The sequence below is a fragment of the Streptomyces bluensis genome (assembly GCF_014650715.1).
Lineage (GTDB): Bacteria > Actinomycetota > Actinomycetes > Streptomycetales > Streptomycetaceae > Streptomyces > Streptomyces bluensis.
Map to the genome: position 1 here is coordinate 955510 of NZ_BMVM01000001.1, position 25021 is coordinate 980530.

The window sequence follows — 25021 nt, forward strand, 5'->3', positions numbered from 1 at the left end:
TCCGCCCAGCGGTGAGACCGCGTGTCAGCCCCGTGTCAGCCGAGTGACGCGAGTGCCTCGTCGAGCACGCGCCGCAACCGCAGCGCATCACCCGCGAGCGCCGTCACGAGTACGGCGGGCCCGACGAGCGGGCTGATCGCGGCGTACTCACCAAGCGCCCTCGGCTCGGGCAGCCGCTCCTCGAACTCGGGCCGTACGACGACGAGTTGGCCGAGCGCGCGACACCCCGCGAGCACGGCGGGGCCGTCCCATCCCCCCGGAGCACCCGGCCCGCACGCCACCTCCTGGTCGAGCAAGGTCCGCCCACCCAGCCTGACGGTAAGCCGGCTGGTGAGCCGTCCCGGTTCCTCCCCGGCCCGCCCGAGTACCTGCTCCTCACGAAAGACGAGCCGGGCACCGGGCGCCAGCTCCACGAGCGAGGACACCTCCAACTCGCTCCCCTTGACGGAGATCAACTGCTCCGGCAGCCATCGCAGTTCTCCTCCGGCGGCGATGGTGAGCCGCAGGTCGTAACGTGCCTCGCCCTTCCCCTGGCCCGGCAGGGCGATGGTGGCGGCGGCCGACCCCACGTGCAGCCGGGCGCCTTCACCGACGTCCGCCTCCACGGCGAAGTGATCCCCGCCGAGCGGCCCGCTCATGGCCCCCACGAGCATGACGCGCGCCTCGGCACCACTGGCCCGGGTGCGCCGCAGGGCGAGCGGCCCGTCGCCTTCCAGCACGGGGAGCGCGGTCCCGCCCCGCCCGTCGTCCCGCGCCGAGATCCGCGCGGTGGCCCGCACTCCCGCCGTCGTCATGCCGTCCACGCGGCGAGCTGTCCCCGCACCCAGGCGGCCACGGCGGAGACGCCGTCCTCGCTCCTCAGCGACTGGAACACCACGGGCAGCCCGGCTCGCTGCGCCTTCGCGTCCGCGGCCATCCGCGCGAGATCGGAGCCGACATGGGGCGCCAGGTCCGTCTTGTTGACGACGAGCAGGTCAGCGGTGGTGACCCCCGGCCCGCCCTTACGCGGAATGTCATCCCCACCGGCCACGTCGATGACGAAGATCTGCGCGTCGACGAGCCCCCTGGAGAACGTCGCCGTCAGGTTGTCACCCCCGGACTCGACGAGAACGAGATCGAGCGGTCCCACCTCGTCCTCCAGGTCCTCGACTGCTTCCAGGTTCGCGGAGATGTCGTCCCGGATGGCGGTGTGGGGACACGCACCGGTCTCGACGGCGGTGATCCGCTCGGCCGGCAGCACAGCCTCGCGGAGGAGGAAGTCGGCGTCCTCCCGGGTGTAGATGTCGTTGGTGACGACGGCCAGTGACAGCTCGGCCCGCAGGGCACGGCAGAGCGCGGCGACGGTGGCGGTCTTACCGGAGCCCACCGGACCGCCGAGCCCGATACGCAGCGCACGGCGGGTACCGTCGGGCCGATGGGCGTCGGCACTGACGCCGGAGGGCCCGTCGTGACGGTCGGTGTGGGGATGGGTGTGGTCGAGGTGCATGGCAACGGCTCCTGTCATTCGTTCGGACTGCGGCTTGGTCCAGCCACATCCAGCCCGTCCGGCGCTTGAGGACGAGGCCGTTCAGGCCGACCCGGTCTGGGGGCGGAGCCCCCAGGGGACGGGAATGCGTAGGGGCGGCGGGGGCGGACCACCTAGGACGCGAACAACCGCACGGGCCACCCCGCATGAACCTCCGCACTGATCTCCAGCAGCGGAGCCGACCCCGCGGGCAAGGCATCAACCCCCTCGTCGACACACCTCCGCCCCGCCTCCACCGCCCGCCGCACCACCACGTCCATCTCGGGCGCCAACCGGGCCAGCACCCCCGTCGCTTCGAACGGATCAAGACTCAGCAACCGCACCGTCGCGGTGGCCGGCCCACTCACGCACTCGTACACGGAGCAGTACGCCGCGTCCTCCGCCCCCAGCCCCGCGGCCCGCGCCGCCAGCCCGAGCACCACCGGCTGATGCGCCCCCTTCGGGAACTCGCGTGCCAGCGCGTCGAGTTCCCCGGAGGGCCAGGTGGCCCGAGCCGCCCGCATCAACTGCCGCCCCAGTTTCCTGGCGGCGACCCGCAGAGCCGCAGACGGTGTACGGGCATCCGCAGCGCCGTCCAGTTCCACCGGATCGGCCCCGAGCGCGGCCGCCGCGGCCAGCCCCGCCGACACCAGCCCGGCGGTGTGCAGCCGCCCCTGGCAGAACTCCTCCAGCCCCGCCGCCCCCGAGGCACCGGTGATCCGCCCGGCCTTCACGGCCGCCTCGGCGCCACCGGAGTGCGCGTGCCCTCCGGCCGGAAAGCGGCCGTCGGCCAGGACAAGTAGTGCGGCCCGTGTCATCGACGCCTCCCTCAGAAGAGGAAGTACCGCTGGGCCATGGGCAGTTCGGCGGCGGGAGCAGCCTCCACCAGCTCCCCGTCGATGTGCACGGCGAAGCTGTCGGGGTCCACACGCACCTCGGGCCGTGCGTCGTTCTCCCGCATGTCGGCCTTGGTGACCCCGCGGGTCGACTCGATCGCGACGAACCGCTTCCCGAGCGAGAGCCGCTCCGGCAGCCCGTCCTCGATGGCGAGCGGCGCCACGAAGTTGAACGAGTTGGCGGCGGGAGCCCGCCCGATCGCCCCGTACATCGGCCGCGGAAGGATCGGCTGCGGCGTCGGGATCGAGGCGTTCGCGTCGCCCATCTGCGCGTACGCGATCTGGCCGCCCTTGATGACGAGATACGGCTTGACCCCGAAGAACGCGGGCTCCCACAGCACCAGGTCGGCGAGCTTGCCGGTCTCGACGGAGCCGATCTCGCGGGCGAGTCCCTGAGCGAGCGCGGGGTTGATCGTGTACTTGGCGACATAGCGACGCACACGACGGTTGTCCGCGCGCCCGTCACCGGGCAGCGCGCCCCGCCGCCCCTTCATCACGTGCGCCGTCTGCCAGGTCCGCAGGACGACCTCGCCGACACGCCCCATGGCCTGGGAGTCGGACGAAATGATCGAAATCGCACCGAGATCATGAAGTACGTCCTCGGCCCCGATCGTCGACGGCCGGATCCGGGACTCGGCGAAGGCGAGGTCCTCGGGCACCGCCGGGTTGAGGTGGTGGCACACCATCAGCATGTCGAGATGTTCCTCGGCGGTGTTGACGGTGTACGGCCGGGTCGGGTTGGTGGAGCTCGGCAGTACGTGCGGCTCGGAGACCACGGTCATGATGTCGGGCGCGTGCCCGCCGCCCGCGCCCTCCGTGTGGTACGCGTGGATGCCGCGCCCGGCGATGGCGGCGAGCGTGTCCCCGACGAACCCGGCCTCGTTCAACGTGTCCGTGTGGATGGCGACCTGGATGCCGGTCCGGTCGGCGACGGTCAGGGACGCGTCGATGACGGCCGGGGTCGACCCCCAGTCCTCGTGCAGCTTCAGCCCCAGAGCACCGCCACGGATCTGCGACAGCATCGCCTCGTGCGACACGGTGTTGCCCTTGCCGAGGAACCCGATGTTGAGCGGGTACTGCTCCATCGCCTCCAGCATCCGCGCCAGATGCCAGGGGCCGGGCGTGACGGTGGTGGCCTTGGACCCCTCGGCCGGTCCCGTACCGCCGCCGACCAGCGTCGTGATACCCGCCGACAGTGCCTCGTCGGCGATCTGGGGACAGATGAAGTGGACGTGGGCGTCGATGGCGCCGGCCGTCAGGATGCGGCCGTTGCCCGCGACGACCTCGGTCTCCGGGCCGATCACCAGATCCGGGTGCACACCGTCCATGGTGTCGGGGTTGCCGGCCTTGCCGATGCCCGTGATCCGGCCGTCACGGATGCCGACGTCGGCCTTGACGATGCCCCAGTGGTCGACGATGACGACACCGGTGATGACGGTGTCCGGTGTGCCGTCCGCGCGTGTGGCGCGCGACTGTCCCATGGATTCGCGGATGACCTTGCCGCCGCCGAACACGGCTTCGTCCCCGGCACGTCCGGGTCCGCCGCAACGATCCTCCTCGATCTCGATCAGCAGATCGGTGTCGGCGAGCCGGATGCGGTCACCGGTCGTGGGCCCGAACAGGTCGGCGTACGCCGCACGCGAGATCTCAGGCATCGAGGGCACCTCCGGTCTCACCGCGCAGCCCCGGCACGATACGGGCGCCGGCGAGCGGGACGAGTTCGACGTCGACGGGGATTCCGGGTTCGAAGCGGACGGCGGTGCCCGCGGCGACGTTCAGCCGTCTGCCGCGGGCGGCCTCACGGTCGAACTCCAGGCCGGGGTTGGCCTCGGCGAAGTGGTAGTGGGAGCCGACCTGGACGGGGCGGTCGGCGGCGTTGAGGACGGTGAGCCAGGTGACGTCGCGACCCTCGTTGTAGACGATCGGCCCGTCGTCGAACAGGATCTCTCCGGGAATCATGCGCACCCCTCCCTCGTCAGACGATCGGGTCGTGAACGGTGACGAGCTTGGTGCCGTCCGGGAAGGTCGCCTCGACCTGGACGTCGTGGATCATCTCCGGGACGCCCTCCATGACGTCGTCCCGGGTGAGCAGCTTCCGCCCGGACGCCATGAGCTCGGCCACGGTACGGCCGTCGCGGGCGCCTTCGAGGATGTGTGACGTGATGAGCGCGACCGCCTCGGGGTGGTTCAGCTTCAGGCCGCGGGCCCGGCGCTTCTCGGCGACATCGGCCGCCACATGGATCAGCAGCCTCTCTTGCTCGTGCGGCGTCAGTTGCACGGCGTCCCACCTCACAGTCCTCGCTCCGGACCGTGCGGGGTCCGGTTGCCGCGGCCACCGGGCGACGTCGCTGGTGGCGTGGGCGCAGGCTAATTGGGCGGCGTTTCAGCGAGGTTAACCGTCCCTTGGTCCGCTGAGCTCCGCGCGTCCGGGTCCCCCCATGCTCATCAGCGCCTCCAGCCCCAGCTCCACCGCCTGCACCGGCACGTCACCGAAGAGGGCGTACTGCGCGGCGAACCCCTGGACCAGCGCGACCATGGTCCGCGCGACGCTGAGGGCGGGGATGTCGGCCCGCATCATGCCCGCGTCCTGGTAGCCCTCGACGATCTTCACCCACAGCACGCGGACCGTCTCGAATCCCTGCCGCAGGACGGCCGCCAACGCGGGGTCACGCAGCGTCTCGGCCCACACCTGGATCATCAGCCGGGGGTAGAGCGAGGCCCATTCCTCACCCTGCTCCGACTTCGCACGGAGCACTCTGCGCAGGACCGCCCCGATGAGGACGTTCGGGGGTGGCGGCGGGCTGGTGCGGGCGGCCTCCTCGAAGGCGCTGCGGATCTCCTCAAGTACCTCGTTGACGACCGCGGCGATCAACTCTTCCTTGCCGGCGAAGTACCGGTAGACGGCACCGGCGGAGAGGCCGGCCTCCTTCAGCACGTCCTGCATCGACGTGGCGTGGAACCCGTTACGGGCGAAACAGCGAGCCGCGGCTTCGAGGATCTGGCGGCGGCGGGCGTCGAGGCGTTCCTGGGATACGCGGGGCACGCCGCCCAACGTAAAACGAACGTTCCTTTCTTGACAAGCCGGTACACCGAGAGGATGGTGACTCAAGAAAACGAACGATCCTTCTTTTTAGCGCGATCCCAAGTCGAGATCTGCCAACCCGAACCGAGGAACGCCATGTCCGCCTCTACTCCACCGCCCCGGCCCGAAGCACTCGCCCAGCAGAAGAACCGCCAGTTGATCGCGGTCATCGTGCTCGTGCCCGCCCTCGTGGCGCTGGCACTCTGGGCCTTCACCTGGCCGGCCGCCCGTATCGCGCCCCGCAACCTGCCGCTCGGTGTGGCGGGGCCCGCGAGCGCCACCGCCCCGGTCCAGCGGGAGCTGGAACAGCGCGACGGCGCCTTCGAGATCCACCGCTACGCCGACGAGGCAGCCGCCCGGGACGCCATCGAAGACCGGACCGTATACGGCGCAGTGATCGTCACCGCCGAGGGACCCAAGCTGCTCACGGCGTCGGCCGCGAGCCCGTCCGTCGCTCAGATGCTGCAGCAGGCGGTGGCCGAGGAGGCAGCGGAGGGCACCAAGCCAACGACCGTTGACGTCGCGCCCACCGCCGCCGGCGATCCGCGCGGCTCGGCCTTCGCCGCGAGCGTGCTGCCGCTGGCGCTGGCCGGGGTCGCCTCCGGGGCTGTGGTCACCCTGCTAGGGCTGCGCGGGACGCGCGCGGCCGGGGCGCTGCTCGGTGCCGCCGCACTGGTCGGCATGGCCGCCACCGCGATCACGCACACCTGGCTGGGCGTCCTGGAGGGGAACTGGTGGGCCGAGGCCGGTGCGCTCAGCCTGACGGCGCTGGCCGTGGGCGCCGCCGTGGCGGGGCTCGCCGCACTGATGGGACGGGCAGGGATGGGGCTGGGCGGGCTACTGATGGTCCTGCTCGGAAACCCCTTCGCGGGCGCGTCCTCGGCGCCGGAGTTGCTGCCCGAACCGGCCGGTGCGATCGGCCAGTGGCTGCCGCCGGGCGCGAGTGCGTCACTGCTGCGCTCGGTGTCGTTCTTCGACGGCGCCGCCGCGACCGGCCCCGCGCTGACCCTCGTCTGGTGGGCGGCGCTCGGCCTGGGAGCGGTGCTGCTCGGCAGCGCGCTCACACGACGCCGCAGGACCGGCGAGCCGACCTCGAAACGGACGCCTGCCCTGGCCGGTTGAACCGGGCGGCCGGGAACCAGCACCAAACGGACCGTGTGCCCCCGCAGTAGCGGACGGGGGCACACGGCCTTTCACGCAGCGCTGCCCCTCAGGAAGCGCCGGTCCCGCGGTGCTCCGCCGCGATCCCGAACCGCTGCCGTTCGCGTGGGGCGGACGCGGCGTCCCGGACGCCGGAGACCGAGCGGATCACCGGCTCCTCCGTCGAGGCCGGCTCCTCCAGCCGCTCCAGATCGGCTGCGGAGACCAGGGCGACGAGGGGCTTCCCGTGCCGCGTCACGACGACGCGCTCGCCGCCGTACACCACGCGATTGATCAGGTCGGCGAGTTCAGCCCTGGCTTGCGTCACCGGAATCTCGTAGGCCATGTCCCCCAGCTTACGGGGCGCCCGCGCGGCACGAACGGTGAAGGACGGCGAACACGCAGGTCAGAGCCGCTATGGGGGCACCTTCCGGATCACAGCGCAAGGAGGTAGGGAGACACGGGAACGTACGTCCTGTACATTTCTTACAGAGGCCGCCGCAAGGAGGGGTACCCCATGACCCGACCGACCGCTCGATATGTCCTGCCGGAGTTCACCGAACGCACGACCGCGGGCCACCGGACGATGGATCCGTACGCGAAGCTCCTGGAGGAGCGCATCGTGTTCCTCGGGACAGCGATCGACGACACGGCCGCGAACGACGTGATGGCACAGCTGATGTACCTCGAACACGCCGCACCGGACCGGGACATCTCGCTCTACATCAACTCGCCGGGCGGCTCGTTCAGCGCGATGACGGCCATCTACGACACGATCCAGTTCGTCACCTGCGACGTGGAGACCGTCTGCCTGGGCCAGGCGGCGTCCGCCGCCGCGGTGCTGCTGGCCGGCGGCGCCCCGGGCAAGCGGTCCGCGCTTCCGGGCGCCCGCGTGCTCATCCACCAGCCCTCACTGCCCGAGCCGGTCGAGGGACAGGCGACCGACCTGGCCATCCAGGCCGACGAGTTGATGCGCACCCGCCGGATGCTGGAGGAGATGCTCGCCCGGCACACCGGCCAGAGCGCGCAGCGGGTGCGTGACGACATCGAGCGGGACAAGATCCTGGACGCCGAGGCGGCCGTGGCGTACGGCCTGGTGGACCGGATCGTCCCGAGCCGGAAGACCTCTCGCGCGTTGCCCGGTACGAGGTGAGCCGTCGATGCTCCCACCCGAACTGCCGCCGCTGCCCGCGCTGACCCGCGCCGAGGCCGACCTGATCGACCGTTACCTCGACGTGGTCGACCTGCTCGGCAGGATCAACCCGGCCCGCCCCGGCGACACCTACGGCGGGTTGAGGGCGGCCCAGGCCCTGGTCGCCAAGGCGACCGCCCTGCGCGACGCACTCGAACTGATGCACACCAGGGGTGAGAACGTGATGCACGCATCGACGCTCGCGCGGGCCCTGCGGGTCCTTGACGGGGAGCGCCGGGCGGCACGCGTCGCGCTGCCTCCCGTATCGGGGAGTTGACGCGACGGCACGGACCCGGGTCGCGCGGCGAACTGACGGGGCGTCCGGCCAGGTCCTCGAACGGACCAGACGACGTACCTGCGAACGGGCAGTTTTCGCTCCCTCCACGGGCCGAGGGGAGTTGCGCAACGCGTGTACCCCAACGACGGAATCCTCTGTTTCGTCGCTGGTCGGACGCTCATCGGGCTTCGTGACTTCCGGGTATGCGAAGGGCTGTCCACCCGAACGGGTGAGTGGTGACCAACCCCACAAACAGCCGATTCCGTTCGCCGCTTCCCACATGCGTGCGCCAAGATCCGTATCTGACGACAAGTCCCCGCCACCGCGGCGGGGCGGTCCGGGCGGACGCCGAGTCCTGCCGCCGCCCGGATGACCGGTCGACAGGAGTGGATCGGCAGGAGTGGAGGACCCGAGCACGACGGGCCGCCGGAGCGTCAGTTCCGAGCAGCCCTTGGGGTGAAGCCGCGGCAACGCGGCCGGGCAACTTCGCCAGCCCGAATCCGACAGGTCATCCTTCACAGGCGGCTGACGAAGGGTTGCGCATGACTGCGCTCAATCGTGTCCCGTCGCTCATGGCCCGGGCCGGTACGGCCTCGGCTCTCACTCTCGCCGCAGTGGGCGGCAGCATCGCGGCCCCTGGCGTCGCGTCGGAGGCCGAGGCGGCCTCACCGGCGACGAAGGCGCTCAGGGTCGCGGCATCCAAGAAGGGATCGCCCTACAGCTGGGGCGCCGTGGGCCCGAAGCGGTTCGACTGCTCCGGTCTGACGCTGTACTCGTACAAGAAGGCGGGCAAGAAGCTCCCCCGTACGGCCGCAGCGCAGTACAACAAGACGAAGCGCGTCTCCGCCAAGAGCCGCAAGGCCGGGGACCTCGTCTTCTTCCACTCGGGCTCGTACGTCTACCACGTCGGCATCTACGCCGGTAAGGGCAAGATCTGGCACTCCCCGAAGACCGGGGACGTCGTGAAACTGGAGAGGATCTGGACGAAGAGCGTCTGGTACGGCCGGGTCCGCTGACCCGCCCGAGGGGCGGCGGCGGTGAGGGCGGCCGCCGCCCCTCGGAGCCAGAGGGCCCCGCGATGGGCCTGCTGGGCCGCCCCGCGGCGCGTGACACGGTCCTCACACGGTCACCCGTTCGCCGATGACGCCGCGCGTCGGCTCAAGGTCCTTGCTGTCCCCCGGCGGTGACCTGTTGCAGGGGGATTGTCCAGGGCAGTTCGACGGACACCGTCTTGCCTCCTTCCCGGGTCGGTCTGACGCTGAGTCTGCCGCCGTACTCGGCCGCCAGCCAGCGGACGATGACCATGCCCCGGCCGTTGTCCTGCTGAACGGCCGCGGGCAAACGTTTCGGGAAGCGCGGATGGCTGTCGGTGACACCGATCCGCAGCTGCTCGTCACAGTCGAGCGCCATGTCCACGGTGAACGTGGGCGACTGCCCGAGGGTGTGCTGGACGGCATTGGTGGCGAGTTCGGACACGATCAGCCGTACGGCGTCCGCGACTTCGGTGTCGCTCGGCAGGCCCCATTCGGCCAGCACGGTGGCGACGTATGTGCGAGCCGCGGAGACCGAGGCCGGATCGCTCGGCAGAGTGACGGATGCTTCCTGGTGGTCTGCCATGGCGACGTCGTCCCTTTCCCAGGGGACCGGAGTCCGACACGGAGCGAGTGGATTCGAGTACGGTCCCGGACTGGTGCTTCGCGCCAGAGTGCCATCAACCAGGGCCGTCACGGTGCCGATCCACCAAGATATGCATATATCTGTCGCCCGAAGCGGTGAACTATCCGACGACCGACCGTATTCGGGCGGGCCTTTCGGTCCATCCTCTACCGGTTACCCCGACACCTCGGCCGGGCGGAAGGAGACGACCCATGCAGTACGGTCCTGCGGTGCGCCGACGCAAGCTCGGCACTGAACTGCGCGACCTGCGCACCCGCGTCGGCCTCACCAGCATCGAGGCGGCGCGCCTCGTCGGCTGGCACCAGTCGAAGGTGAGCCGCATCGAGACCGGCTCCAGCGGAGTGAAACCCGCCGACGTGTGCCGTCTGCTCGACGCGTACGACGTCCGGGACGCCGAGTTACGGGAACTGCTGCTGATCCTCGCGGGCGGCGAGGACGGCGGCGGGCGGCAGAAATGGTGGCACGCCTACCGCGGGGTGCTGCCGGCGGCGTACCGCGACTTCATCAGCCTGGAATCCGAGGCCAGCGGCATGCGCACACTGGAGACCTCGGTGGTGCCGGGCCTGCTCCAGACACCCGACTACGCCCGCGCGGTGACCCGCGCCGCGGTGAAGGGGGTGCCGGAGGACAAACTGGACGCACTGGTGGAGGTGCGCATCGCCCGGCAGGACGTGCTGCGCGCCGATCCTCCGCTGAAGTTGAACGCGCTGCTGGACGAGGCCGTGCTGCGCCGGGAGATCGGCGGCCCGGCGGTGATGGCGCGGCAGTTGCGACAGTTGTGCGAGGCGGCCACGCTTCCCCAAGTGCGGCTCCAGGTACTGCCCTTCACTGCCGGGGCACACGTCGGCGTCACCGGGCCGTTCGTAATCTTTTCATTTTCGAGCGCATCTGATCTGGATGTGGTGGTTCTCGACAACTTGACGAGTAGCCACTACCTGGAGCGGAAAGAAGAACTCAAGGCGTATGTCGAGGCCTTCAACGCCCTTCAGATCCACGCCCTTTCGCCCGAGGAATCGTTGGATTACATCGCCGGGATAGCCGCCGGCGCGTAAGGAGGCACCATGTTCACCCCCCCACTGCCTCGGAACATCCCCTCAAGTACCGAACTGCAGGACGTGCGTTGGCTGCGCAGCAGCCGCAGCACCGGAATGAACAACTGCGTCGAGACGGCCCGTCCGGGCCCCGGCCCCTGGGCCGGACTGGTCGCCGTGCGTGACTCGAAGAACACCGCAGGGCCCGCGCTGCTGTTCCCTCCCGAGGCATGGGAGGAGTTCATCACAGCGCTTCGTTGATCATTTCCGTCGATCGCGACGCACGGCCGTGTCACGCCGACTCACGGTCTGGTCTCGCCGATCACCCATACCGCTCGGTCGAGTTGCCCGTCGGTGAGGTCCGCACGGGCGGTCAGCCGCAGCCTTGAGACGCCGTCGGGCACGGACGGTGGGCGGAAGCAGCCGACGGCGAGACCGGCCGCGCGGCAGTCCGCCGCCCACCGCACCGCCCGTTCGGGGGTCGGCGCGCACACCGACACAACGGCGGCGTCGGGCCGCACCGCTTCCAGGCCCGACGCCGTCAGCCGTGTGTGGAGCCGTGTCGCCACCTCGCGCGCCCGCGCGGCGCGTTCCGGCTCCCGGCACAGCAGCCGCAGCGCCGCGAGGGCGGCGCCGGTCGCGGCGGGTGCCAGACCGGTGTCGAAGATGAAGGTGCGGGCCGTGTTGACCAGGTGGTCGATCACCCGCGCCGGGCCCAGGACGGCGCCGCCCTGACTGCCCAGCGACTTGGACAGCGTGACGGTCGCGACGACGTCCGGCGCACCCGCGAGCCCCACCGCGTACGGGGCACCCCGGCCCCCCTCACCCAGCACGCCCAGCCCGTGCGCGTCGTCCACGAGCAGCCCCGCCCCGAACTCCCGGCAGGCATGGGCCAGTTCACCCAGCGGGGCAGCGTCGCCGTCCACCGAGAACACCGTGTCGGAGACGACCACCGCCGTCCCGCTGTCACTGGCGAGCACCTTGCGGACGGCCTCCGGGTCGGCGTGCGCGACCACCTGGGTGGCACCCCGGGCCAGCCGGCACCCGTCGATGAGTGAGGCGTGGTTGCCCGCGTCCGAGACGATCAGCGAGCCGTGCGGGGCCAGCGCGGTGACCGCGGCGAGATTGGCCGCGTACCCGGAGGAGAACACCAGGGCCGCCTCGAAGCCGCAGAAGCCGGCCAGCTCGCGCTCCAGCTCGCCGTGCAGTTCGGTCGTGCCGGTGACGAGCCGGGACCCGGTGGCGCCGCCGCCCCACCGCCGCGCGGCCTCGGCGGCACCCTCGATGACCTCGGGGTGCCGGGCGAGGCCCAGGTAGTCGTTGCTCGCGAGGTCCAGCAGCGGCGAGTCGGCGGAGCGTGGGCGCAGGGTCCGCAGCAGTCCCGCGCGGCGGCGCGCGTCCGCCTGCTCGTCGATCCAGCCGAACGCCATGGTTCCTCCGAGCGTGCGTGACGTCTGACGACGTCTTTGTAGGCAGTGCACAGACCCTAAGCGACCCCGGGGAGGTACAGGATGTGGCCATACCTACACGTCGCAGCGTCTCTGTTGTGCGAATCCTCCTTGGCCCCAAGTGCCCGCGTACGCCAGGATCGGCTCTCATGGACCTGCTGACGACGCTGGTGGACAAGGGGCTTCGGCGCGAGCTGCCGACCCGCGAGGAAGCGCTGGCCGTACTGGCCACGTCCGATGACGACCTGCTCGACGTGGTGGCGGCTGCCGGCAAGGTGCGCCGGCACTGGTTCGGCCGCCGGGTCAAGCTCAACTACCTGGTCAACCTCAAGTCCGGGCTGTGCCCGGAGGACTGCTCCTACTGCTCCCAGCGGCTCGGCTCCACCACGGGCATCCTCAAGTACACGTGGCTCAAGCCCGACGAGGCGTCCAGGGCGGCGGCAGCCGGTTTGGCCGGTGGCGCCAAGCGGGTCTGCCTGGTGGCCAGCGGCCGGGGCCCGACGGACCGGGACGTGGACCGGGTCTCCGACACCATCAGGGCGATCAAGGACCAGAACGAGGGCGTCGAGGTGTGCGCGTGCCTCGGCCTGCTCTCCGACGGCCAGGCCGAGCGGCTGCGCCAGGCGGGCGCGGACGCCTACAACCACAACCTCAACACCTCCGAGGCCACCTACGGCGACATCACCACCACGCACACCTACGCCGACCGCGTCGACACCGTGCACAAGGCGCACGCGGCCGGTCTGTCCGCCTGCTCCGGGCTGATCGCGGGCATGGGCGAGAGCGACGAGGACCTGGTGGACGTCGTCTTCTCGCTGCGTGAGCTGGACCCGGACTCGGTGCCGGTCAACTTCCTGATCCCGGTCGAGGGCACGCCGCTGGCCAAGGAGTGGAACCTCACCCCGCAGCGGTGCCTGAGGATCCTGGCGATGGTGCGGTTCGTCTGCCCGGACGTCGAGGTGCGGATCGCGGGCGGCCGCGAGGTCCATCTGCGCACCATGCAGCCCCTGGCCCTGCACCTGGCCAACTCGATCTTCCTCGGCGACTACCTGACCACCGAGGGCCAGGCGGGCAAGGCCGACCTGGAGATGATCGCGGACGCCGGGTTCGAGGTGGAGGGCACCGGCCAGGTGACGCTGCCGGAGCACCGGGCTCCCGACGGGGGCGGGTGCGGCTCGCACGCGAGCGACGGCGGCTGCGGGTCCCCGGGGGTGTGCGATTCCGCCCCCGCGGCCCCGGTCGGCCAGGCCCGTACGGACCTGGTGGCCGTACGCCGCCGGGGTGCCGGAACGGATCTCGCGCCCAATGCCTGACCTGCCCGTAGCGGAGTTGCTGGCCCTCGACCGGCGGCACGTCTGGCACCCGTACGGCCCGATGCCCGGCCGGCAGGAGCCGCTCGTCGTGGAGTCGGCGAGCGGCGTGCGGCTGCGGCTGGCCGACGGGTCGGGCGAGCTGGTGGACGGGATGTCGTCCTGGTGGTCGGCCATCCACGGCTACAACCACCCGGTGCTCAACGAGGCGGCACGCGAGCAGCTGGCGCGGATGAGCCATGTGATGTTCGGCGGGCTCACCCACGAGCCCGCCGTCCGGCTGGCCAAACGCCTCGTCGACATCTCACCCGAGGGCCTGGAGCATGTCTTCCTGGCCGACTCGGGCTCGGTGTCGGTCGAGGTCGCGGTCAAGATGTGCCTGCAGTACTGGCGTTCCCTGGGCCGTCCGGCCAAGCGGCGGCTGCTGACCTGGCGCGGCGGCTACCACGGCGACACCTGGCAGCCGATGTCCGTGTGCGACCCCGAGGGCGGGATGCACGAGCTGTGGCAGGGCGTGCTGCCCCGGCAGGTGTTCGCGGACCCGCCCCCGGCCGCGTACGAGGAGTCGTACGCCGAGCATCTGCGCGAGCTGGTCGGGCGTCACGCGGACGAGCTGGCCGCGGTGATCGTGGAGCCGGTGGTGCAGGGGGCGGGCGGAATGCGGTTCCACTCCCCCGCGTATCTGCGGGTGCTGCGTGAGGCGTGCGACGCGCATGACGTGCTGCTGGTGTTCGACGAGATCGCCACCGGGTTCGGGCGCACGGGCGCGCTGTTCGCGGCCGGGCACGCGGGAGTGACACCGGATGTGATGTGCGTGGGCAAGGCGCTGACCGGCGGCTACCTGACGATGGCGGCGACGCTGTGCACCGGGCGGGTGGCCGAGGGGATCTCGCGGGGCGAGGTGCCGGTGCTCGCGCACGGGCCGACCTTCATGGGCAACCCGCTGGCGGCGGCCGTGGCGTGCGCCTCGATCGATCTGCTCCTCGGACAGGACTGGCAGACCGAGGTGAAACGGATCGAGGCGGGCCTGAGGGAGGGGCTCGCCCCGGCGGCTCGGACCGAGGGCGTCCGGGACGTCCGCGTCCTCGGAGCCATCGGCGTCGTACAGCTCGACCACGAGGTGGACATGCGGGCGGCGACGCGGGCGGCCGTGCGGGAGGGCGTCTGGCTGCGGCCGTTCCGCGACCTCGTCTACACGATGCCGCCGTACGTGACCGGCGACGCGGACGTGGCACGGATCGCGCGCGCGGTGTGCGCGGCGGCGCGGGAGGGCTGACATGCCGGTACTGGTGATCACGGGGACGGGCACGGAGGTCGGGAAGACGGTCACCACCGCCGCCGTCGCCGCGGTGGCCGTCGCGGCCGGGCGCTCCGTTGCCGTGCTCAAGCCCGCGCAGACCGGGGTACGGCCGGACGAGCGTGGTGACGCCGGCGAGGTGGCCCGGCTCGCGGGCACCGTGACGACGCTGGAACTGGCCCGCTATCCCGAGCCGTTGGCCCCGGCGACGGCCGCCCGGCGGGCCGGTCTTCCTCCGGTCCGGCCCGAGGGGGTGGCCGAGGCCGCGGCCAAGCTCGCCGTGGACCATGACCTGGTGCTGGTCGAGGGCGCGGGCGGCCTGCTCGTACGGTTCGACGAGGCGGGCGGCACCCTGGCGGACGCGGCCCGGCTGCTGGACGCGCCCGTGCTGGTCGTCGCCCCGGCGGGGCTCGGCACGCTGAACACGACCGAGCTGACGGCGCGTGAACTCCGACGCCGTGGGATCGGCCTGGCCGGCCTGGTGATCGGCAGCTGGCCCGCCGAGCCGGACCTGGCGTCCCGGTGCAACCTCACGGACCTGCCGGTGGTGGCGGGAGCACCGCTGCTGGGTGCGGTGCCGGCGGGGACGGGAGCGTCCGACCCGGCCGACTTCCGGGCGGGCGCGCCGCGTTGGCTCGCGCCCCGCCTGGGCGGAACGTGGGAGGCGGAGGCCTTCACGGCACGGGAAGCCGTCCAGTGGTGTGGCCGGGAAGGGACGCGGGCCCCCGTCGCGACGGGTGAGCCGGGCGGTGAGGGACCATCGCGGTAACCGCTGGGCCCCACCGCGGCGAGCTGCTCGCCGGTCTCGCGTGTGCCGACCTCGTACCGCGTGCTCGGTACGGCGCGGAGGCCCGGCCCCTAGGCGCTCCACCTCCGGAGCTCGTCCGCTATGTCCCGCAGCGTCGCCTCGCCGCTCTTCACCAGTCTGGCCAGGTCCCGTACCTGCACGGGTGAGGTGATGACCTTCACGCCGCTGGCGACGAGGTAGGCGTACGCGACGGCGGAGGCGAACAGCGCGTTGGAGCGCTCCAGGGCCGGGACGTGAAGGAGGAGCTGGAGCAGTGCGGCGGCGCGGGCGTGCGGAGTGTCGTAGACAGGGACGTCGAAGATCTCGGCCTGGTGCCGGGCGACGGCGGCGACGAGGGCGCCCCAGTCGGTGACCTCGGGGTCCCCGGGTGTCTTCTGCTCGGCGACCATCAGGAGCCAGGCGAGGTCGATGCGGAGATCACTCAAGGGTTCAGAGCTGTCCTCGGCGACCTTCGCGTTGGTCCCGCACTCCGGGCTTCGCCCGATCGGGGGCACCCGCCTCGAATTCCTCGGCGAAGACGGTCTCGTACTGCTTCATGAAGTCGGCGGCGGCCTCCACGAAGGTGTGTCCCACCTCGCCGGTGTCCTGTCTCACCAGCTCCTCGATGTAGCGGTTGACGCTCATCCCGCGCTCCAGGGCTCGCTCCCGGGCGGCGCGGGCCGTGTCCTCGTCCACCCGTACGTTCAGCTGGGTCTTGGCCATACCTCGAAGCTAGCGCCAGAGCGCTAGCAGAGCAAGAGGGCCGGGCGCCGCCCCGGAGGCCGCACTGGGTGTCCCTTACATGCGCATCGGGGAACCGACCTGCGGGGGAGGGCGTCTGGGCCTTCGGGAGGATACCGAGTGTGCACTGGATCACACTACGCTCGGCCGGGGAGACCGGGGTCCGTCCCGGAAAACCGGAGTCGTCCTGGTCCGACCAAGGGAGGCCGCCTTGCCCACAGCTGCTCCGGAGCACGCCCCCGGCCACGCGGAGGCCGACGGGATCGCCGCCCGCGCGCGGGGACTGACGAAGGCGTACGGCTCGGGCGAGACGACCGTGCTCGCCCTCGACGCGGTGGACGTGGACATCGCGCGCGGCCGTTTCACCGCCGTCATGGGCCCGTCCGGCTCGGGCAAGTCCACGTTGATGCACTGCCTGGCGGGGCTCGACACCGTCTCGGCCGGTCAGGTCTGGCTCGGCGACACCGAGATAACGGGGCTGAAGGAGCGCGAGTTGACCCGGCTCCGGCGGGACCGGATCGGGTTCATGTTCCAGTCGTTCAACCTGATACCGACGCTCAACGCGGCCGAGAACATCACGCTGCCGATGGACATCGCGGGCCAGAAGCCCGACCAGAAGTGGCTGGACGAGGTCATCGACACCCTCGGGCTGCGCGCCCGCCTGAAGCACCGGCCCGCTCAGTTGTCCGGCGGCCAGCAGCAGCGCGTGGCCTGCGCCCGGGCGCTCGCCTCGCGCCCCGAGCTGATCTTCGCCGACGAGCCGACCGGCAACCTCGACTCACGGTCCGGCCTCGAAGTGCTCGGCTTTCTGCGCCAGGCGGTCGACCACCTCGGCCAGACCGTCGTGATGGTCACCCACGACCCCGGCGCCGCCGCCCACTCCGACCTGGTGCTCTTCCTGGCGGACGGGCGCATCGTGGACGAGATGCGGCGCCCCACGGCGGAGGCGGTGCTGGAGCGTATGCGCCTGTTCACCGGAGGAACCGGCACCCCGGCACACGCACGCCGCGACGGGGGCGCACAGCCCGACGTGATCCCGGAAAAGTCCCCCGAAGGCTCCCCCGACAAGGACTGAGGCCGTGCTCAAGGCGACGCTCCGGAGCTTCCTCGCGCACAAGGGCCGGCTGCTGCTGTCCGCGCTGGCCGTCCTGCTGTCCGTGGCCTTCGTCTCGGGCAGCCTGATCTTCTCGGACACGGTCGGCCGGACCTTCGACCGGCTGTTCGCCTCCACGTCGGCCGACGTGACCGTGACCCCCAAGGAGGACCTGGAGTCACAGATCCCGTCGGGTGCGACGCCGACGGTGCCCGCGTCGCTCGCACAGCGGATCGCCGAGATCGACGGCGTCGCGGACACCCATGTCGACGCCTCCGTGGAGAACATCACCGTCGTGGACCGCCACAACGAGTCGGTCGGGCCGACGACGGGCGCCCCCACCATCGCCACCAACTGGTACGTCACCGATCGCAGCCCGGTGAAGCTGACCTCGGGACACGCGCCCGAGGGGGGCGGTCAGGCGCTCCTCGACGCGGACACCGCGCAGAAGAAGAACGTGAGGATCGGCGACACCCTGACGGTGCTCGCCCAGCCGGGCTCCTTCAAGGTGAAGGTCGTCGGGATCGCCACCTTCACCACCACCAACCCCGGCGCCGCCCTGGTGTTCCTCGACACCCCGACGGCGCAGACCGAGCTGCTCGGTTCGCCCGACGCCGCCACCGGGATCTCGGTGACCGCCGCGCCCGGGGTCAGCGACACGGTGGTCAAGCAGCGCATCGCCGCCGAGCTCGGGCGCACCACGTACCAGTACCAGACCGCCGACGAGCAGGCCGAGTCGTCCGCGGCCTCCCTCGGCGGCTTCCTCGACGTCATCAAGTACGTCATGCTCGGCTTCGCCGGGATCGCCGTGCTCGTCGGCGTCTTCCTGATCGTCAACACCTTCTCGATGCTGATCGCCCAGCGCACCCGCGAACTGGGCCTGTTGCGGGCGCTCGGCGCCGACCGGCGGCAGGTGCGCCGGTCCGTGCTCACCGAGGCGACGCTGCTCGGCCTGGTCGGCTCGACGCTGGGGCTCGCCGCGGGCATCGGGCTGGCCTTCGGGCTGATCGGGCTCATGGGCGCCCTCGGCATGAACCTCAAGTCCACGGAGATCGTGATCGGCTGGGCCACTCCCGTCTCGGCGTATGCCGTGGGCGTCGGCGTCACCTTCGTCGCGGCGTACCTCCCGGCGCGGCGCGCGGCGGGCGTCTCGCCGATGGCCGCGCTCGCGGACGCCGAGATCGCCGGTGTGGGACGGCCCCTCAAGCTGCGCGCGGTGGTCGGTTCGGTCGTCGGCGCGGCCGGTGCCGCCGCGCTCGTGGGGTGCGCCGTCGCCACCCGGACCGCGTCGGCGGCCTCGCTGCTGGGCCTCGGGGTGGTCCTGACGCTCGTCGCGGCCGTGACCGCGGGCCCGCTGCTGGTGCGGCCGGTGATCCGGGTACTGGGCGCGGGCTTCCCCGCGCTGTTCGGCTCCATCGGGCGGATGAGCCGGCGCAACGCCCTGCGCAACCCGCGGCGTACGGGCGCCACCGCGGCCGCGCTGATGGTGGGGCTCGCGCTGGTCGGCGGGATGTCCGTGGCCAGTGCCTCCATGACCGAGTCGTTCGACGACCAGATCGACAGAACCCTGGGCGCCGACTTCATCGTCCAGAACCAGAACTTCCAGCCGTTCCCGCGGGAGGTCACCGACAGGATCCGCGCCACGGACGGCGCCGGACTGGTCGTGCGGCAGCGGTTCTCACCGGTCGCGGTACGGACGCCGGACGGCGAGCGGATCGAGACCACGGCCGCCGCCTACGACCCCCGGCTCGACGAGGTCGCCCACATCACGTACGCCGAGGGCGACACCGCCGCCGCGCTCGCGGACGGCTCCCTCGCCGTGGACAGGAAGTTCGCCAAGGACCACGGCGTGAGGATCGGCAGCACCGTCCCGGTGGAGTTCCCGGGCGGCCGGAAGGCGGACCTGAAGGTGGCCGCCCTCACCGACCAGGGCACCGGCGACGGCTTCGGAACGCAGGGCGGGCTGTACTTCGGCTTCGGGACCATCGAGACGTACGTGCCGGGCGGGCAGGACTCGGCGCTCTACGTGAACGCCGCCCCCGGAACCACCGCCGACCAGCTCCGCTCCCGGCTGGAGAAGACCCTCGACCCGTATCCCCAGGTGCAGGTCCGCGACCAGGCCGACTACAAGAAGCTGGTCCGCGACCAGATCGCGGTGCTGCTCTACCTGGTGTACGCGCTGCTCGGCCTCGCGATCGTCATCGCGGTGCTCGGGGTGGTCAACACCCTCGCCCTGTCGGTGGTCGAGCGCACCCGCGAGATCGGACTGCTGCGCGCGATCGGGCTCGCCCGGCGGCAGCTGCGGCGGATGATCCGGCTGGAGTCGGTGGTGATCGCCGTGTTCGGCGCGGTCCTCGGGCTGGCGCTGGGGCTGGTCTGGGGCGTGTGCACCCAGCAGGTGCTGGCGTTGCAGGGCATGAAGGCGCTGGCGATCCCCTGGGGCACGGTCGTCGCGGTCGTCGTAGGGTCGGCCGTGGTGGGCATCGTGGCGGCGCTGCTGCCCGCGCTGCGCGCCTCCCGGATGAACGTACTGGCGGCCATCGCGCACGAGTGATGTACTCGCCAGGCGCACTCAAGTCCCTTGAGGATGAGGAGAGTTCATGCCACGGCCGTTCCGCTTCGGGGTCAACCTGCTGCAATCCACGACCGCCGGGGAGTGGCGCGCGAAGTGCCGCCGGGCCGAGGAGCTCGGGTACGACGTGATCCTGGTCCCCGACCACCTCGGCATGCCGGCCCCGTTCCCCGCCCTGGTCGCGGCGGCCGAGGCGACCGATCGGCCGCGCCTCGGCACGTTCGTGCTCAACGCGGGGTTCTGGAACCCGGCGCTGCTGGCCCGCGAGGTGGCCACCACGGACGCGTTGACGGACGGCCGGCTCGAACTCGGGCTCGGCACCGGTTACGTGGAGGCGGAGCATGTGAGCGCCGGCCTTCCGTGGGGTTCGCCGGGCGAGCGCGTCGACCATCTGCGGCACACGATCGAGGAACTGGACCGGCTCCTCGGCTCGGACGAGTTCCAGCCCCGGCCCGTACAGCAGCCCGGTGTGCCGCTCCTGGTCGGCGCCAACGGCGACCGGATGCTGCGGCTCACCGCCGAGCACGCGGACATCGCGGCGTTCACGGGCGCCCGGACGCTGCCCGGCGGCATGCTGCAGCCGATCACGGCCGAGGAACTCGACGAGCGCGTCGCCCGGTACGAGGAGCTGGCCGCCGGCCGGAAGGAACCGGCCGAGCTCAATCTGCTCCTCCAGGTGGTCGTCGTCACGGACGACCGGAGCGCGGCCGTCCAGGAGTGGCTGCCCCGCATCCCGCACCTCAGCGAGGAGCAGGTCCTTCAGCTGCCGATCGTGCTGGTGGGGACGCTGAAGGAGATCGTCGACCAGGTGCGTGCGCAGCGCGAGCGGTACGGGATCTCGTATCTGACGGTGCTGGAGCCGAACATGGAGGTGTTCGCGCCCGTCATCGACGCCCTGCGCGGCGAGTGAGGCCCCGCTCTGCCGCGGGCGGTGTCCGGATCCTGGAATTCCGGGTGCGGTGCGGCACGGGCTGATGGGATCACCGCATGACCGACCTGCGCATACGGGCCGCCGCGCCCGACGACCTCGACACCGTGCTGGCCTTCTGGAAGGTGGCCGCGGAGGGCACGAGCATCAGCGACGACCGGGAGGGCGTGGAGCGGCTTCTCGCCCGCGATCCCGAGGCGCTCGTCCTCGCCGAGACGGACGGCGAGCTGGTGGGCACGGTGATCGCGGGCTTCGACGGCTGGCGCTGCCATCTGTACCGGCTCGCGGTGCACCCGGACCGCCGCCGCCTGGGCATCGGCTCGGCACTGCTGGCCGCCGCGGAGGAGCGGTTCGTACGGCTCGGCGGGCGGCGCGGGGACGCGATGGTGCTCCAGCGGAACGAAACCGCGCATCATGCGTGGCGTGCCGCGGGGTACGCGCCCGAGGAGAAGTGGCGGCGGTGGGTGAAGCCGCTCGGCAACGAAACAGCGTGACGCCGCCGATACGGCCTGACACGGCCTGAGGCGGACTGACCGGAGCGAGTGACTTTGCCCGTCCTTTTACCATGGGTGAACCACCCCAATCCGTACCGAAAGGTTGTGAGCGTCCTCTCATGGGCGAGCCTCCCAGTACTCGGCCCTCCGGTCCGCACGGCCCGCGACGTCGCGCGAACGGCTCTCCCCTGCCTGATCACATGACGGGGGCGAACCGATGACCGAGGTGCTCCTCCTCCTGGTGGCGGTGCTGCTGTGCCTCGTCTGCGGCGCCTTCGTCGCCGCCGAGTTCTCGCTGACCACGGTCGAACGCAGTGAGCTGGAGCGAGCCGCAGAGCGGGGCGTGCGGGGCGCGCAGGGCGCCCTCAAGGCCGTACGGAACCTGACGTTCCAGCTCTCCGGGGCCCAGCTCGGCATCACCGTCACCAACCTGGTGGTCGGCATGCTCGCCGAGCCGTCCATCGCCCGGCTGATCGCGGGGCCCCTTGAGTTCCTGGGCGTGCCGAGCTCCGCGTCGGGCACGGTCGCGCTGGTCATCGGCACGGGCCTGTCGACCGTCTTCCTGATGGTGGTGGGCGAGCTGGTGCCCAAGAACTGGGCGATCTCGTCGCCACTCGCCGTGGCGAGGCACGTGGCGAACCCGCAGCGCTGGTTCAGTGCCGCGTTCCGCCCCTTCATCACGCACCTCAACAACACGGCGAACCGTCTTGTGCGCCGCCTCGGCATCGAGCCCGCCGAGGAGCTGGCCTCGGCGCGCGGCCCCCAGGAACTGGCCGCTCTCGCCCGGCACTCCGCCCGGGAGGGCGCCCTGGAGGCGGACACCGCGGAGTTGTTCGTGCGCACGCTGAACCTCGCCGACCTGACCGCGGAGAACGTGATGACCCCGCGCGTCCAGGTCATCGCCCTGGACGCCCAGGCGACCTGCGAGGACGTGGCCAACGCGACCCGGGCCACCGGCCTGTCCCGCTTCCCGGTCTACCGCGACAGCCTCGACTCGGTCGTCGGCACGGTCCACATCAAGGACTGTCTGGCCGTGCCCGCCGAGCGCCGTCTCCACGTCTTCGTGGGCGAGCTGCTGCGCGAGCCGCTGTTCGTTCCGGAGACGCTCACCGTGGACCGGCTCCTGGACCGGCTGGGCGGCAAGCGCACGATGGCGGTCGTCATCGACGAGTACGGCGGCACCGCCGGCGTCGTCACCCTGGAGGACATCGTCGAGGAGGTCGTCGGCGAGGTCCGCGACGAGCACGACCCGCACGAATCGCCCGACCTGGCATCGGCGGGCACCGACGTCGACGGCCGCGCGCTGTACTCGGCCGACGGCTCGGCGCGTACCGACCAGCTCGTGCGCGTGGGGCTGCGGGTGCCGGGCGGGCCGTACGAGACGCTCGCGGGTCTCGTCGCGACCGAACTGGGCCGCATACCGGCTGTCGGCGACACCGTCGAGGTCGCCGGGTGGCGGCTCGACGTGGTGGACGCCTCGGGGCACCGGGCCGCTCGGGTACTGATGCACGAGCCGCTCCTGACCGAAGACCCCGGCGACCCCGACGACCCCGGCGGTCTCGCCGACGAGGAGGCGCAGCGATGACCGCCGTGCAGGTGCTGATCGGTCTCGCGACGCTGGTCGTCAACGCCTTCTTCGTCGGCGCCGAGTTCGCGCTCATCTCCGTGCGCCGCAGCCAGGTCGAACCGCATGCCGACGAAGGCGACCGGCGGGCCCGCAGCGTGCTGTGGGGTCTGCAGCACGTGTCGGCGCTGATGGCGGCCGCACAGCTCGGCATCACCCTGTGCACGTTGGTCCTGGGTGTGGTGGCGGAGCCCGCGATCGCGCATCTGCTGGAGCCGGTGTTCCACGCGGTCGGCGTCTCGCCGGGTGCCGGGCACGCGGTGTCGTTCGTGATCGCGCTGACCCTGGCCACGTATCTGCACATGCTGCTCGGCGAGATGGTGCCGAAGAACGTCGCGCTCGCGGAACCGGTGCGCAGCGCGCTGCTGCTGGGGCCGCCGCTGGTGGCGCTGGCGCGGGCGCTGCGTCCGGTGATCTTCACGGTCAACGCCTTCGCGAACGCGCTGCTGAAGCTGCTGCGGATCGAGACGAAGGACGAGGTGACCGCGACCTTCTCGGACGCCGAGCTCGCCCGTCTCGTCCAGGACTCAAGTGAGGCGGGACTCATCGACGACCGCGCGCAGGAGCGGCTGCACGACGCGCTGGAACTCGGCCGCACGGCCGTCCGGGACGTCGCCCTGCCACTGGAACGCGTCGTCTACGCGCGCGTGGGGGTCTGCCCCGAGGAGCTGGAGCGACTCTCCGCCGAGACCGGCTTCTCCCGGTTCCCCGTGGTGGACGAGGGGCGCCGCATCGTCGGCTACCTGCATGTGAAGGACGCGCTGGACGCGGCGCCGCGTGACGTGCCCTTCCCGGTGAAGGACATGCGGCAGATCGCCCGGGTCCGGGAGACGGCACCGCTCGACGACGTACTGACCGCGATGCGGCGCAGCCGTACGCACCTGGCGGCCGTGCTGGGCTCGGACGGACGGCTCGCGGGGCTGGTGACCATGGAGGACGTGCTGCGGGAGCTGTTCGGGCAGTCGGCCGTCTGAGTCCCGCGTCGGGCCACGAAGGCCGACCGACCACTGGGTATGTGCACGGGATATCATCTCTGTCGCCATGCGGACGAACCCCCTGAACCCCACGAACCCAAAAAGTCCCCCTTACACCAGCCTTGTCGCGGTCGGCGACTCCTTCACCGAGGGCATGTCGGACCTGTTGCCCGACGGTTCCTACCGGGGCTGGGCGGACCTCCTCGCCGCGCGGATGGCCGCGCGGGCGCCCGGCTTCCGGTACGCCAATCTGGCGGTGCGCGGGAAACTCATCGGGCAGATCGTCGACGAGCAGGTGGACACGGCGGCCGCGATGCGGGCGGACGTGGTCACGCTGGTCGGCGGCCTCAACGACACGTTGCGTCCCAAGTGCGACATGGGCCGGGTGCGGGGCCTCCTGGAGGAGGCGGTGGAACGCCTCGCCCCGTCCTGCGGGCAGCTCGTCCTGATGCGCAGCCCCGGCCGTCAGGGCCCGGTGCTGGAGCGGTTCCGGCCGCGGATGGAGGAGCTGTTCGCCTGTGTCGACGAGCTGGCGGCCCGGCACGGCGCGCTGGTCGTCGACCTGTACGGGGCGCCTTCGCTGAGTGATCCCCGGCTGTGGGACGTGGACCGGCTGCACCTCACGGCCGAGGGCCACCGACGGGTCGCCGAGGCGGTCTGGCAGGCCCTCGGCCACGAACCCGAGGACCCCGACTGGCGTACGCCGCCGCCGACCGCGGCACCGCCCGCGTGGGTCGCGCGGCGAGCAGCCGACGTCCGCTTCGCCCGGCAGCATCTGCTGCCCTGGGTCGGCCGCCGACTGACGGGACGCTCCTCGGGCGACGGGCGTCCGGCGAAGCGCCCCGAGTTGCTGCCGTACGAGGGTCCGGCGGCCTAGGCGGCGCCGGGGCAGCCCGGGTGCGTTCCTGCTTCGTCAGCCCCGCGGGTTTTCTCGTAGCTTCCGCCGAAGAACCC

28 protein-coding genes are annotated in these 25021 nt (G+C 71.5%); 16 read left to right on the forward strand and 12 right to left on the reverse strand.

Annotated elements, in window-relative coordinates:
• Positions 1 to 35 precede the first annotated feature (35 nt).
• From IE262_RS04335 to IE262_RS04365, 7 genes are all read right to left on the reverse strand, one after another.
• Positions 36 to 794 (reverse strand): urease accessory protein UreD, encoded by a 759-nt coding sequence (locus IE262_RS04335; RefSeq protein WP_189871344.1) that lies wholly within the window; start codon positions 792 to 794, stop codon positions 36 to 38.
• A complete protein-coding gene (gene ureG / locus IE262_RS04340) occupies positions 791 to 1486 on the reverse strand; it encodes an urease accessory protein UreG (protein ID WP_189871346.1) in 696 nt (231 codons plus the stop codon). The genes IE262_RS04335 and ureG overlap by 4 nt, the downstream gene beginning before the upstream one ends.
• Before the next feature lie 152 nt (positions 1487 to 1638).
• Positions 1639 to 2322 (reverse strand): urease accessory protein UreF, encoded by a 684-nt coding sequence (locus tag IE262_RS04345; protein ID WP_189871348.1) that lies wholly within the window; start codon positions 2320 to 2322, stop codon positions 1639 to 1641.
• An 11-nt stretch (positions 2323 to 2333) separates the two neighbouring features.
• On the reverse strand, positions 2334 to 4055 hold the full coding sequence (locus tag IE262_RS04350) for an urease subunit alpha (RefSeq protein ID WP_134031165.1): 1722 nt from the start codon (positions 4053 to 4055) through the stop codon (positions 2334 to 2336).
• Positions 4048 to 4359: an urease subunit beta gene (locus IE262_RS04355; protein ID WP_189871350.1), complete on the reverse strand. Its 312-nt coding sequence runs from the start codon at positions 4357 to 4359 to the stop codon at positions 4048 to 4050. The genes IE262_RS04350 and IE262_RS04355 overlap by 8 nt, the downstream gene beginning before the upstream one ends.
• 16 nt (positions 4360 to 4375) lie before the next feature.
• On the reverse strand, positions 4376 to 4678 hold the full coding sequence (locus tag IE262_RS04360) for an urease subunit gamma (protein ID WP_103838990.1): 303 nt from the start codon (positions 4676 to 4678) through the stop codon (positions 4376 to 4378).
• Positions 4679 to 4792: 114 nt separating this feature from the next.
• Positions 4793 to 5443: a TetR/AcrR family transcriptional regulator gene (locus IE262_RS04365; protein ID WP_134031171.1), complete on the reverse strand. Its 651-nt coding sequence runs from the start codon at positions 5441 to 5443 to the stop codon at positions 4793 to 4795.
• 135 nt (positions 5444 to 5578) lie between these two features.
• Here IE262_RS04365 and IE262_RS04370 point away from each other — a divergent pair, with 135 nt between their 5' ends.
• Complete coding sequence (locus IE262_RS04370; RefSeq protein WP_134031174.1) at positions 5579 to 6604, forward strand: ABC transporter permease; 1026 nt, start codon at positions 5579 to 5581, stop codon at positions 6602 to 6604.
• Positions 6605 to 6692: 88 nt separating this feature from the next.
• On the opposite strand, the gene IE262_RS04375 is transcribed toward IE262_RS04370, so the two are convergent.
• Entirely contained in the window at positions 6693 to 6968 is a 276-nt protein-coding gene (locus IE262_RS04375) for a type II toxin-antitoxin system Phd/YefM family antitoxin (protein ID WP_134031177.1), read from the reverse strand.
• A gap of 171 nt (positions 6969 to 7139) precedes the next feature.
• Here IE262_RS04375 and IE262_RS04380 point away from each other — a divergent pair, with 171 nt between their 5' ends.
• The 3 genes from IE262_RS04380 (at position 7140) to IE262_RS04390 (ending at position 9107) form a co-directional block, all read left to right on the forward strand.
• Positions 7140 to 7775, forward strand: coding sequence for an ATP-dependent Clp protease proteolytic subunit (locus tag IE262_RS04380; RefSeq protein WP_134031180.1), 636 nt, complete (start codon positions 7140 to 7142; stop codon positions 7773 to 7775).
• Between the two features lie 7 nt (positions 7776 to 7782).
• Positions 7783 to 8091 carry a hypothetical protein gene (locus IE262_RS04385; protein ID WP_189871352.1) on the forward strand — a complete coding sequence of 103 codons (309 nt, stop codon included), beginning with the start codon at positions 7783 to 7785 and terminating at the stop codon, positions 8089 to 8091.
• A gap of 542 nt (positions 8092 to 8633) precedes the next feature.
• Entirely contained in the window at positions 8634 to 9107 is a 474-nt protein-coding gene (locus IE262_RS04390) for a C40 family peptidase (protein ID WP_134031187.1), read from the forward strand.
• Between the two features lie 142 nt (positions 9108 to 9249).
• Here IE262_RS04390 and IE262_RS04395 read toward each other — a convergent pair whose 3' ends face one another.
• Positions 9250 to 9708: an ATP-binding protein gene (locus tag IE262_RS04395; protein ID WP_189871354.1), complete on the reverse strand. Its 459-nt coding sequence runs from the start codon at positions 9706 to 9708 to the stop codon at positions 9250 to 9252.
• Positions 9709 to 9959: 251 nt separating this feature from the next.
• On the opposite strand from IE262_RS04395, the gene IE262_RS04400 reads away from it, so the two are divergent.
• Together IE262_RS04400 and IE262_RS04405 are read left to right on the forward strand one after the other, a co-directional pair.
• Positions 9960 to 10820 (forward strand): helix-turn-helix domain-containing protein, encoded by an 861-nt coding sequence (locus IE262_RS04400; protein WP_189871356.1) that lies wholly within the window; start codon positions 9960 to 9962, stop codon positions 10818 to 10820.
• Between the two features lie 9 nt (positions 10821 to 10829).
• The gene (locus IE262_RS04405) at positions 10830 to 11060 is read left to right on the forward strand and encodes a DUF397 domain-containing protein (protein WP_189871358.1); all 231 of its coding nucleotides are present in this window, start codon (positions 10830 to 10832) and stop codon (positions 11058 to 11060) included.
• A gap of 41 nt (positions 11061 to 11101) precedes the next feature.
• On the opposite strand, the gene IE262_RS04410 is transcribed toward IE262_RS04405, so the two are convergent.
• Entirely contained in the window at positions 11102 to 12229 is a 1128-nt protein-coding gene (locus IE262_RS04410; RefSeq protein WP_189871360.1) for an 8-amino-7-oxononanoate synthase, read from the reverse strand.
• A gap of 167 nt (positions 12230 to 12396) precedes the next feature.
• On the opposite strand from IE262_RS04410, the gene bioB reads away from it, so the two are divergent.
• From bioB to bioD, 3 genes are read left to right on the forward strand one after another with little or no spacing between them, the layout of a single operon-like run.
• A complete protein-coding gene (gene bioB, locus IE262_RS04415) occupies positions 12397 to 13560 on the forward strand; it encodes a biotin synthase BioB (protein ID WP_134031202.1) in 1164 nt (387 codons plus the stop codon).
• Positions 13553 to 14833, forward strand: a complete 1281-nt coding sequence (locus IE262_RS04420) for an adenosylmethionine--8-amino-7-oxononanoate transaminase (RefSeq protein ID WP_134031205.1) — start codon at positions 13553 to 13555, stop codon at positions 14831 to 14833. The genes bioB and IE262_RS04420 overlap by 8 nt, the downstream gene beginning before the upstream one ends.
• Before the next feature lies 1 nt (position 14834).
• The gene (gene bioD, locus IE262_RS04425) at positions 14835 to 15623 is read left to right on the forward strand and encodes a dethiobiotin synthase (protein ID WP_189871362.1); all 789 of its coding nucleotides are present in this window, start codon (positions 14835 to 14837) and stop codon (positions 15621 to 15623) included.
• An 89-nt stretch (positions 15624 to 15712) separates the two neighbouring features.
• On the opposite strand, the gene IE262_RS04430 is transcribed toward bioD, so the two are convergent.
• Both IE262_RS04430 and IE262_RS04435 read right to left on the reverse strand, forming a co-directional pair.
• Positions 15713 to 16087: a fic family toxin-antitoxin system, toxin component gene (locus IE262_RS04430; protein ID WP_189871364.1), complete on the reverse strand. Its 375-nt coding sequence runs from the start codon at positions 16085 to 16087 to the stop codon at positions 15713 to 15715.
• Between the two features lie 4 nt (positions 16088 to 16091).
• Positions 16092 to 16364 carry a toxin-antitoxin system HicB family antitoxin gene (locus tag IE262_RS04435; RefSeq protein WP_134031214.1) on the reverse strand — a complete coding sequence of 91 codons (273 nt, stop codon included), beginning with the start codon at positions 16362 to 16364 and terminating at the stop codon, positions 16092 to 16094.
• Between the two features lie 229 nt (positions 16365 to 16593).
• Here IE262_RS04435 and IE262_RS04440 point away from each other — a divergent pair, with 229 nt between their 5' ends.
• The 7 genes from IE262_RS04440 to IE262_RS04470 all read left to right on the forward strand — a co-directional run bounded on the left by IE262_RS04440 (position 16594) and on the right by IE262_RS04470 (position 24944).
• Complete coding sequence (locus IE262_RS04440; RefSeq protein WP_229877087.1) at positions 16594 to 17457, forward strand: ABC transporter ATP-binding protein; 864 nt, start codon at positions 16594 to 16596, stop codon at positions 17455 to 17457.
• A gap of 4 nt (positions 17458 to 17461) precedes the next feature.
• The gene (locus IE262_RS04445) at positions 17462 to 20029 is read left to right on the forward strand and encodes an FtsX-like permease family protein (RefSeq protein WP_189871366.1); all 2568 of its coding nucleotides are present in this window, start codon (positions 17462 to 17464) and stop codon (positions 20027 to 20029) included.
• Positions 20030 to 20075: 46 nt separating this feature from the next.
• The gene (locus IE262_RS04450; RefSeq protein WP_189871368.1) at positions 20076 to 20957 is read left to right on the forward strand and encodes an LLM class F420-dependent oxidoreductase; all 882 of its coding nucleotides are present in this window, start codon (positions 20076 to 20078) and stop codon (positions 20955 to 20957) included.
• Between the two features lie 77 nt (positions 20958 to 21034).
• Positions 21035 to 21469, forward strand: a complete 435-nt coding sequence (locus IE262_RS04455) for a GNAT family N-acetyltransferase (RefSeq protein ID WP_189871370.1) — start codon at positions 21035 to 21037, stop codon at positions 21467 to 21469.
• Between the two features lie 217 nt (positions 21470 to 21686).
• Positions 21687 to 23054 carry a hemolysin family protein gene (locus tag IE262_RS04460; RefSeq protein ID WP_189871372.1) on the forward strand — a complete coding sequence of 456 codons (1368 nt, stop codon included), beginning with the start codon at positions 21687 to 21689 and terminating at the stop codon, positions 23052 to 23054.
• Positions 23051 to 24067, forward strand: coding sequence for a hemolysin family protein (locus IE262_RS04465; RefSeq protein ID WP_189871374.1), 1017 nt, complete (start codon positions 23051 to 23053; stop codon positions 24065 to 24067). Before IE262_RS04460 ends, IE262_RS04465 begins: the two co-directional genes overlap by 4 nt.
• Positions 24068 to 24134: 67 nt before the next feature.
• Positions 24135 to 24944 (forward strand): SGNH/GDSL hydrolase family protein, encoded by an 810-nt coding sequence (locus tag IE262_RS04470; RefSeq protein WP_189871375.1) that lies wholly within the window; start codon positions 24135 to 24137, stop codon positions 24942 to 24944.
• Positions 24945 to 25021: the final 77 nt, after the last annotated feature.